At 52.7% G+C, this 3,115-nt stretch carries 3 protein-coding genes and 1 pseudogene; 2 read left to right on the plus strand and 2 right to left on the minus strand.

From position 1 onward, the window contains the following. Positions 1 to 278 (plus strand): annotated as a pseudogene (locus QVO51_RS03350) (RNase III inhibitor); the annotation flags it as partial. 91 nt (positions 279 to 369) lie between these two features. Then, positions 370 to 1,020, plus strand: coding sequence for a vWA domain-containing protein (locus QVO51_RS03355; RefSeq protein ID WP_015557669.1), 651 nt, complete (start codon positions 370 to 372; stop codon positions 1,018 to 1,020). 116 nt (positions 1,021 to 1,136) lie between these two features. Here QVO51_RS03355 and QVO51_RS03360 read toward each other — a convergent pair whose 3' ends face one another. Further along, positions 1,137 to 1,940, minus strand: a complete 804-nt coding sequence (locus QVO51_RS03360; protein WP_015557668.1) for an ABC transporter permease — start codon at positions 1,938 to 1,940, stop codon at positions 1,137 to 1,139. Then, positions 1,933 to 2,847: an ABC transporter ATP-binding protein gene (locus QVO51_RS03365; protein WP_022357233.1), complete on the minus strand. Its 915-nt coding sequence runs from the start codon at positions 2,845 to 2,847 to the stop codon at positions 1,933 to 1,935. The genes QVO51_RS03360 and QVO51_RS03365 overlap by 8 nt, the downstream gene beginning before the upstream one ends. Between the last annotated feature and the right edge of the window lie 268 nt (positions 2,848 to 3,115).

Below are 3,115 nucleotides of genomic sequence, written 5' to 3' on the forward strand. Positions count from 1 at the left end.
GCTACAAGCGGGCGAACATAGACCGGAAGCTGTTTTCCAAGATCCGCAGTGACATGCACTACAAGCCCAGTAAGTCAACTGCCGTGGCGTTTGCCATCGCCCTGCAGCTGGATGGGCAGGAGACCGGGGAACTGCTGCGAAAGGCGGGCTTTGCCCTGTCCAACAGCAGCAAATTTGACATCATCATCCAGTACTTTATTGCCAAAGGGAACTATAATATCTTTGAGATCAACGAAGCCCTGTTCGCCTTTGACCAACCCCTTTTGGGCAGTCGGTAAAATGTCGCTCTCCATGCGACCTGCCGGAGCGCAGAATCCTCTATACTATGGTTGTAAGGAATCCACACAACACCTATGAGGAGGATGCATTATGGCAAACAACACAACGGAACTGGTTTTCATTCTGGACAGAAGCGGCTCCATGGCAGGGCTGGAAAGCGACACCATCGGCGGCTTCAACGCCATGCTGGACAAGCAGAAGCAGGAACAGGGCGAGGGCTTCGTCACAACGGTGCTGTTCGATGACCGGTGCGAGACCCTGCACGACAGAAGGAAGCTGTCAGAGATGGCGCATATCACCGACCGGGACTACACCGTCCGGGGATGCACAGCACTGCTGGATGCAATGGGCAGCACCATTACCCACATCCGGAGCATTCACCAGTACATCCGACCGGAGGATGTGCCTGCCCACACGGTTTTTGTGATCACCACGGACGGCATGGAAAACGCCAGCCATTCCTATACGCTGGAACAGGTCAGGGGCATGATCCAACAGCAGAAGGAGGCAGGCTGGGAATTTTTGTTCCTGGGCGCAAATATAGACGCCCTGCAAACCGCTGCCAGCATGGGAATCCGGGAGGATCATGCCGCCCAGTATATGTGCGATGCAGCAGGCACCCAACTGAATTTCGACGCAGTGAGCTGTGCCGTATCCTCCGTGCGGGCAAATTGCTCCGTGGGGCGGGAATGGAAGAAACGAATCGAGGAGGATTTCCGCACACGCAGCAAAAAGCATTAAGGCAATGCTGTGCAATCTTTGTGCGGGTTGCCTTAACAAAAAGCAGACAGGTTACCCTGTCTGCTTTTTTGATTGTGGATGCTCCCGGATCAGTTGAAAGTACCCGCCCAGGGAGGTCAGCGCATATCCCGCTTATTCAGCAGCAGACAGGCAAGAGCAGCCGCCACGCCGGCGTAGCATACAAACAGCACCAGCAGGGACCAGGTGTGCTCCGCACTCCGAATGCTGAACAAATAGGTATCCAGGAAGTACTTTGTTACATTGGGATTCTGTACATGCAGGAACTTGCGTGCCAGGAAATTCAGGGGCATTGCTGCAAGCGCAGCCATATTCATGCTGGCGCACACGCTGTAGGTAACCGCAAGGGCTGTGCCCCGGGCAAATGCTGTGATGAACTGGACGATAAACAGGAAGGTCAGCAGTAGCAGGAAGTGCATCCCCATGTATCCAAGGGTTGTTCCCTGCAAGCCCAGCCCCGTATCCGGATAGAAGCACTTGAACAGGATCGCCACAACAAGAAAGTTGACAAGGCTCACTGCCAGCACATAGATCCCCAGGGACAGGATCCGGGGCAGAAGCACGGAGGAGCGGTTGTTATACTGGGTCACGATATTCTTCACATAGCCGTGCTTTTCGTCAGAATTGTAGAATATGGCAGTAAAGATGCCGAAGATCATCATGGGAAAGCCGTTCTGCACCACACCCAGATATTCGTCCAGGATACTGGTTTCTGTCTCCGGCTGCTCTTCCTCCATAACCACAGAGGTGTCACCGTCCATTGCCATAGAATCCGTCATTTTGTCGATCATATAGTTGACGGAAAGGGTGAAGGCTGTCAGCCCCACCAGGATAATCATGCAGACCCACGCCACCTTGGTGCGGAGCATTCTATATAAGTAGAGCTTCGTCAGATTAAGCATTCTGGTTTCCTCCTGTGATCTTGAAGTAATAGTCCTCCAGCTCCGTGGCAACGATTCTGGACTGGACAATGGTGCAGCCGTCCAGGATTAGCTGCCGGTTCATGGCAGCGGTTTCATCCAGCCGCTCGAACACTTGCACGGTTTCCTTGTCCATAACCTTGAACCTGGTATAGCCCATTTTCTCCAGGGATACGCTGACCTGCTCCGGCTGTGGGGTGATGATTTCCACATAGTTGGAACACTTATCCATCAACTGCGCATGGGAGATCTCCTGCAGCAGCTTGCCGTCGTGGATAATGCCAAAGGTATCCGCCAGCTTGGACAGCTCCTCCAGAATGTGACTGGAGATCATGATGGCAAGATGTCTTTCCTCCTTGAGCCGCACGAACAGCTGCCGCATTTCTGCAATGCCTTGAGGATCCAGTCCATTGATGGGCTCATCCAGCACCAGAATGTTCGGATTTCCCACCAGGGTCATGGCGATGCCAAGCCGCTGCCGCATGCCCAGAGAAAACGCCTTTGCCTTCCGGTTCCGGGCATAGCTGAGTCCCACCAGCTCCAGGATCCCGTCAATGTAGCCCTTCTGGTCAATGCCCGTCATCAGGCACTTGCACTTGAGATTCTCATACGCCGTCATTTCATAGTACAGCCCCGGCTCCTCGATCAGACTGCCGATGCGGCTCCGCAGCTTCCCGGATTCCTGGGCGGATTTCCCAAACAACTGGATGCTGCCGCTGGTGGGGCAGGTCAGTCCGCAGATCATTTTCATGCAGGTGGTTTTCCCGGCACCGTTTCTGCCGATAAAACCGTAAATCTCTCCCCGCTTTACATGCAGGCTCACAGCATTCGCCGCCAGATGCTGCCCATACCGTTTGGTCAGATCCTTGGTTTCGATGATATAGTCCATTTGCAACTTCCTTTCTTCTGTTGATGTTCTCATTATAACACGTCCCCATAAAAAAAGCATCAAAAAAGGGTAAAGATTTGATAAGGTTCCGCAAAATCCGCTTGACAAGAGTCCGAAACCGGACTATAATAAGTGAGTCCGATTTCGGACTCACTTATTATATGGGAGTGATACAGCCTATGGATATCAGAAGCTACATCAAACAACTGGATCAGCTAATGAAAGAGTACAACGCCATTTATCATATGGCTGCCGTGGCATACGGCTT

Source organism: Ruminococcus sp. CAG:379, assembly GCF_000434255.1.
Lineage (GTDB): Bacteria > Bacillota > Clostridia > Oscillospirales > Ruminococcaceae > Ruminococcus_F > Ruminococcus_F champanellensis.